This is a genomic window from Streptomyces atriruber (assembly GCF_001418325.1).
Taxonomy (GTDB): Bacteria; Actinomycetota; Actinomycetes; order Streptomycetales; family Streptomycetaceae; genus Streptomyces; species Streptomyces atriruber.
The window spans coordinates 1-6,339 of the sequence record NZ_LIPN01000461.1; the positions used below are offsets into that span (position 1 = coordinate 1).

A 6,339-nucleotide genomic window follows, 5' to 3' on the forward strand; every position below is an offset into this window, starting at 1 on the left:
GGGTTCCACCAGCGGTCGTAGTGGATCACGTGGCCCGCCCGGGTCAGGTTCAGGCCCGTGCCCGCCGCCTTCAGGGAGAGCAGGAAGACCGGGACCTCGCCCGACTGGAAGCGGTCCACCATCTCCTCGCGGCGCGCGACGGGCGTGCCGCCGTGCAGGAGTTGGGCGGGGATTCCCCGGCCTGCCAGGTGTGCCTCCAGGAGGCGTGCCATCTCCACGTACTGCGTGAAGATCAGGACGGCGCCCGCGCTCTCCGACTCGGCGAGGATCGTGTCGAGGAGCTCGTCGAGCAGTTCCAGCTTGCCCGAGCGGGGGCGGCCGGTGCGGGTCGTGAGCGCGCCGTCCTTCAGGTACTGCGCGGGGTGGTTGCAGATCTGCTTGAGCGCCATCAGCAGCTTCATGACCAAGCCGCGGCGCGCCATGCCCTCGGATGCCTCGATGCGGGCCAGGGTCTCGCGCACCACCGCCTCGTACAGCGAGGTCTGTTCGCGGGTGAGGGTGACCGGGTGGTCGGTCTCCGTCTTCGGCGGCAGCTCGGGCGCGATGCCGGGGTCCGACTTCTTGCGGCGCAGGAGGAAGGGGCGGACGAGGCGGGCGAGGCGGTCCAGCGCCTCGTCGTTCGCGCCGGTCCCGGTCGGGTCGCCGCCCTCCACCAGGCGTGCGTGGCGGGCCCGGAACGCCTTCAGGGGGCCGAGCAGGCCGGGGGTCGTCCAGTCGAGCAGCGCCCAGAGCTCGGAGAGGTTGTTCTCGACGGGGGTGCCGGTGAGCGCGACCCTCGCCTGAGAGGGGATCGTGCGCAGCGCCTTCGCCGTCGCCGCGTGCGGATTCTTGACGTGCTGCGCCTCGTCCGCGACGACGAGTCCCCAGTGCGTGGCGGCCAGTTCGGGTGCGCTCGTGCGCATCGTGCCGTACGTGGTGAGGACGAAGCCGCCGGTGAGGCCGGTGAGGGTGCGGCCCGTGCCGTGGAAGCGGCGGACCGGGGTGCCGGGCGCGAACCGCTCGATCTCCCGCTGCCAGTTGCCGAGCAGCGAGGCGGGGCAGACCACGAGCGTCGGCGCGGAGGCGTCGCCCCGCGTCCGGTGCAGGTGCAGCGCGATGAGGGTGATCGTCTTGCCGAGGCCCATGTCGTCGGCGAGGCAGCCGCCGAGGCCGAGGGAGGTCATGCGGTCGAGCCAGGCGAGGCCCTTGAGCTGGTAGTCGCGCAGCGTCGCGTGCAGGCCCGGGGGCTGGGCGACCACGTCGAGGTCTCCCGTCACGCGCTCGCGCAGCCTCGCCAGCGCGCCGACCGGGACGGCGGGCACCCGCTCGCCGTCCACCTCCGCGGTGCCGGTGAGCGCGACCGACAGGGCGTCCACCGGGTCGAGCAGGCCGAGGTCCCGCTTGCGCGCCTTGCGGACGAGCTCGGGGTCGACCAGGACCCACTGGTCCCGGAGCCGGACGACCGGGCGGTGCGCCTCCGCGAGGAGGTCGAGCTCCGCTTCGGTCAGCGGGTCGTCCGCCTGGTCGCCGAGCGCCAGCTGCCAGCGGAATTCGAGGAGTTCCTCGGTCTTGAAGAAGTCGAAGTTGTCCGCGGCGGTGCCGGGGGCGGGGCGGACGACGGCGGTGGCGGTGAGGCCGCGGGTGAGCTCCCTGGGCCAGTGGACGGCCACGCCCGCCGCGGCGAGACGGCCTGCCGCCGCGCCCAGCAGGTCGGACAGCTCCTCCTCGCTCAAGGGCAGCACGTCGGGGCGCGGCCGCTCCAGGAGTCTGCCGAGCGGTGGCCACGCGCGGGCCGCGCGGCGCAGCGCGAGCAGGGTGTCGACACGGGCGCGCGGGCCGAAGTGGTCGGTGCCCGCCCAGAGTTCCGGCACGTCCGCGACGAGTGCCGGGTCGGCGAGGCTGTGCACCTGGACGACGGCGGCGGCGGGACTGGCCACGGCGGCCCGGGGGACGCCTGCGTCGGCCGGGTCCCCGGCGGCCCGGTCGGCCTCCGCCCCGCTCGCGTCGGCCCCGTCGAACACCTCGTGGGCCCGCAGGTCGAGGCGCAGCGACACGCGGACGCCCGCGTCCATGCCCGCGGCCACCTCGGCCGCCCACTCCCGGGCACCCGGGAGGTGCTGCGGCGCGTGGGCGGCGAAGGGGGCGCCGACCGCGTGGGCGGCGGCCGGGGTGCGCGGCAGCACGTCGATCACCGCGTCGACGAAGGCTCTGATCAGGGCGAACGGCTGCGGGAGCAGCAGGGGGCCGCGGCCCGGCAGCGGCACCGCGTGCGCCGCGGCGGGGAGTGCCGCGGCGATGGCGCGCAGATGGGCGACGTCGGCCTCGTCCAGCGGGCCCGCCCGCCACGCGTCCAGGTCTCCCGGGGTCAGTCCGGGCAGCAGCCTGCCCCGCGCCGCGAGGTGCAGTGCGTGCCGGGCGGCCGCGCCCCAGCAGGCCGCCGTGGGGTGCGGACGCTCGGCGCGGAGCAGCAGCGGCAGCGCTTCGGTGACCGGCAGGAACACCGCGGGCACCGGGCGGCCACGCGCGCCCTTTCCGTGCTTGCGGGCGACGACGAGGTCACCCCGCGCGCCGCCCCCGCGCGGCAGCTCCCCGAAGGGTTCACCGGACCCGCCGTCCGGGCGCCAGAAGGCGATCCGTCCCTCCCGTGGCACGTCCGCGGGCAGGAAGACGGCGGCGCAGGAACGTACGAGATCGGCACCGGCGCGTACGAGAAGGGCGTGCTCCTCCTCGCCCGCCGCCCCCGCCTCCGTCACCATCGCCACCGCCGCCTCACTCAGCCCCAGCTCACGCCGCCTGTCCCTCGTCCCGCCACCCTAGGCGAGGCCACTGACAACACCGGGCGGCCGCGGCGGCCGGCGCCCGGCAACCGCGCTCGGGCGAGCAGCGGATGAACACTGGAAGGAAAGTTTCCTAACAATAATTCATCTCAAGTTATTGACGCGCACATGCCGTGTCGCCAAGATTCCCCGAGACGGTCCGGCACCCCCCACGCCAACCGAGGAGACGGACATGCCGCTCACCCCTAGCGTCACGAACTCCCGTACGAAGAAGACCCGTTGGGGAATCCCCATCGCAGCAGGCGCCTCGCTCGCCCTCGTCGGCGGCGTGCTGCTGTGGTCCCCCGCCGGGGAGGCCGACGCCTCGCCCACCGCCGCGACCAGGGCCGCCGGGTTCACGGCGGTCGCCGCGGGCGACATCGCGGAGCAGTGCACCGCGAGCAGCAGCAGTTGCAAGCACCCCAAGACCGCCGCCCTGGTCAAGCAGATCAACCCGTCCTTCGTGATGACCATGGGCGACAACCAGTACGACGACGCCCGCCTGAAGGACTTCCAGAAGTACTACGACAAGTCCTGGGGCGCCTTCAAGAGCAAGACGCACCCGGTCGCGGGCAACCACGAGACCTACGACCCGGACGGCGCGCTCAAGGGCTACAAGTCCTACTTCGGGTCCGTCGCCTACCCCGACGGCAAGAGCTACTACAGCTACGACCAGGACAACTGGCACTTCATCGCGCTCGACTCCAACAGCTTCGACGACGACGAGCAGATCGACTGGCTCAAGGACGACCTCGCCGCCAACTCCAAGAAGTGCGTGGCCGCGTACTGGCACCACCCCCTCTACTCGTCCGGCGAGCACGGCAACGACCCGGTGAGCCGACCGGTCTGGAAGCTGCTCTACGAGAACAAGGCCGAGCTGGTCCTGAACGGCCACGACCACCACTACGAGCGGTTCGCCCCGCAGAACGCGGACGGCAAGGCCGACTCCAACGGCATCGTCGAACTGCTCGGCGGCATGGGCGGCGCCAACCCGTACAAGATCGAGGAAGTCCAGCCCAACAGCCAGAAGCGGATCACCGACACCTTCGGCGTCGTGAAGCTGAACTTCACCGACAACGGCTTCTCCTGGAACCTCGTCGCCACGGACGGCTCGACGAAGGACACCAGCCCGTCCTACACCTGCCGCTGAGACGAACCCCATGTATCTGGCCACCACCGACGCGGTCGCCAAGACCTCGGAGCAGTCCGAGGTCCGGCGCGGCCGCGTCGCGGGACCCGTCCTCGCGCTCGGCGCGGTCAGTCTGGTCACGGACATCTCCTCCGAGATGGTCACCGCCGTCCTCCCCCTCTACTTCGTCCTCCAACTCGGCCTCTCACCCCTCCAGTTCGGCTTCCTCGACGGGCTCTACAACGGAGTCACCGCCCTGGTGCGCCTGGCCGGCGGGTACGCGGCCGACCGCGGCGGCCGGCACAAGCTGGTGGCGGGCGGCGGCTACGCTCTCTCCGCGCTGTCCCGGCTCGGGCTGCTGCTCGCGGGCGGCGCCACCGCCGGGATCGGCGCGGCCCTCGCCGCCGACCGCATCGGCAAGGGCGTGCGCACCGCACCGCGCGACGCGCTCATCTCGCTGAGCAGCCCGCCCGACACGCTGGGCCGCGCCTTCGGCGTGCACCGGGCGATGGACACGACGGGTGCGCTGCTCGGGCCGCTCGCCGCGTTCGCGCTGCTGTGGGCGACCGCGGACGCGTACGACGCCGTGTTCGTGGTCAGCTTCTGCTTCGGACTGCTCGGGGTGCTGATGCTGGTCGCGTTCGTGCCGAACTCCGGCGCACCGGCGGCCCCGCGGCCCCGGGCCCCCGCCGTGCGGCGTCCCGGAGCGTGGCGCTCCGGAGCGCTCGGCCTGGTCCGCGTCCCCGCCTTCCGGCGCGTCCTCGTCGCGGCGGCACTGCTCGGCGCCGCCACCATCGGCGACTCGTTCCTCTACCTCCTGCTCCAACGGAGGCTCGACTTCGCCATCTCCTGGTTCCCGCTGCTGCCGCTGGGCGCCGCCGCGGTCTACCTGCTGCTCGCCGTCCCCGCCGGGCGGCTCGCCGACCGCGTCGGGCGCCGCGTGCCCTTCCTCGCCGGACACGTCGCGCTGCTCGGCGGTTACGTCCTCCTGCTCGCGCCCACCGACGGCTGGCCGCTCCTCATCGGCGTCCTGCTGCTCCTCGGCGTCTTCTACGCGGCCACCGACGGCGTCCTGATGGCACTGGTCGCCCCCGTGGTCGCCCAGGAACGGCGGGCGAGCGGGATGGCCGTGCTGCAGACCGGGCAGGCGCTCGCCCGGCTCGTCGCCGCCGCCGGGTTCGGCGCGGCCTGGACGTTGTGGGGCGTCCAGGCCGCGCTGACCTGCGCGGTCCTCGCACTGACGGTGGCGCTCGCCGGGGCGGCAGCCCTGCTCCGGCCGTCCGAAAAGTCTCCCGGAGGGCCCTCATGACGTCACCTCTCAGCTCCCTGCGCTCCCGGGTCGTGGCCGTCACCGCGGCCGCCGCGGTCCTCACGGGCGTCGCCGTCACGTACACGCTGCACGCGGCACAGCGCGCGGAATCGGCCGACGCCACCTCGGAGTTCGGCCTGGACCGGGGGAAGATCTACTTCCGCAGCACGGAGGCGGGGGCGGGCCGGGTCGCACGCGTCCCGGCGTCCGGCACGGCGGCCCGCACCACCGGCGGCCCGTCCTGCGAGCGCTTCTACGCCGCCTCTGGCACCGGCCTGTGCCTTCAGCGCAGGTCGGGGATCCCGCCCAAGTCGTACGCGGTCGTGCTGGACGACCGGCTCCGCGAGAAGCGCCGCATCGCGCTCACCGGCATCCCCAACCGGGCGCGCGTCTCGGCCTCGGGCCGGATGCTGTCCTGGACGATGTTCGCCACCGGCGACTCGTACGCGGGCTCGTCCTTCTCCACCCGCACCTCGATCCTGGACACCCGCACCGGCTACCTGATCAAGAACATGGAGGAGATCCCGCTCACCCTCGACGGCCGCCGCTACCACTCCCCCGACGTCAACTACTGGGGCGTGACCTTCGCGAAGGACGACAACACCTTCTACGCGACCGTCTCCAGCAAGGGCCGGACGCACCTGGTGCGCGGCGACATGAAGAAGTGGGCGGCGACCGCGCTGCGCACCAACGTCGAGTGCCCCTCGCTCTCCCCCGACAACACCCGCATCGCCTTCAAGAAGCGGGTCCGCAAGGGCACGCAGGACCCGTGGCGGCTCCACGTCCTCGACCTGCGCACGATGCGCGAGCACCCCGTCGCCGAGCGGCGCAGCGTCGACGACCAGGCGGCCTGGCTCGACGACGGCACCCTCGCGTACGCGCTACCGGGCAGGGACGGCCGCAAGCAGGACATCTGGTCGGCCCCGGCCGACGGCTCGGGCAGCCCGACCTTGCGCGTCCGCGGCGGCAGTTCCCCGGCGGCGGTGCGCTGAGGCGTGCGGGCCCACCACGTCATGCGGCACGGGACGAAATTCGGATGCGCGCCCGTCCCCCGGTCCCGCACGATCACCGCATGACCGCACCCGCCCGCACCGTCGTCCCCACCC

4 protein-coding genes are annotated in these 6,339 nt (G+C 73.3%); 3 read left to right on the forward strand and 1 reads right to left on the reverse strand.

Going from position 1 to position 6,339, the window contains the following annotated elements; all coding sequences use genetic code 11:
* On the reverse strand, nt 1-2,735 hold a 2,735-nt coding region (locus AOK03_RS35855; RefSeq protein ID WP_079075164.1), incomplete at its 3' end, for a DEAD/DEAH box helicase.
* Nucleotides 2,736-2,988: 253 nt separating this feature from the next.
* On the opposite strand from AOK03_RS35855, the gene AOK03_RS35860 reads away from it, so the two are divergent.
* Genes AOK03_RS35860 through AOK03_RS35870 form a run of 3 tightly spaced genes read left to right on the forward strand, consistent with a single transcriptional unit; the run spans nt 2,989 to nt 6,225 of the window.
* Entirely contained in the window at nt 2,989-3,945 is a 957-nt protein-coding gene (locus tag AOK03_RS35860; protein WP_055569571.1) for a metallophosphoesterase family protein, read from the forward strand.
* Between the two features lie 10 nt (nt 3,946-3,955).
* The gene (locus AOK03_RS35865; protein WP_055569572.1) at nt 3,956-5,233 is read left to right on the forward strand and encodes an MFS transporter; all 1,278 of its coding nucleotides are present in this window, start codon (nt 3,956-3,958) and stop codon (nt 5,231-5,233) included.
* Complete coding sequence (locus AOK03_RS35870) at nt 5,230-6,225, forward strand: TolB-like translocation protein (RefSeq protein ID WP_055569573.1); 996 nt, start codon at nt 5,230-5,232, stop codon at nt 6,223-6,225. The genes AOK03_RS35865 and AOK03_RS35870 overlap by 4 nt, the downstream gene beginning before the upstream one ends.
* Nucleotides 6,226-6,339: the final 114 nt, after the last annotated feature.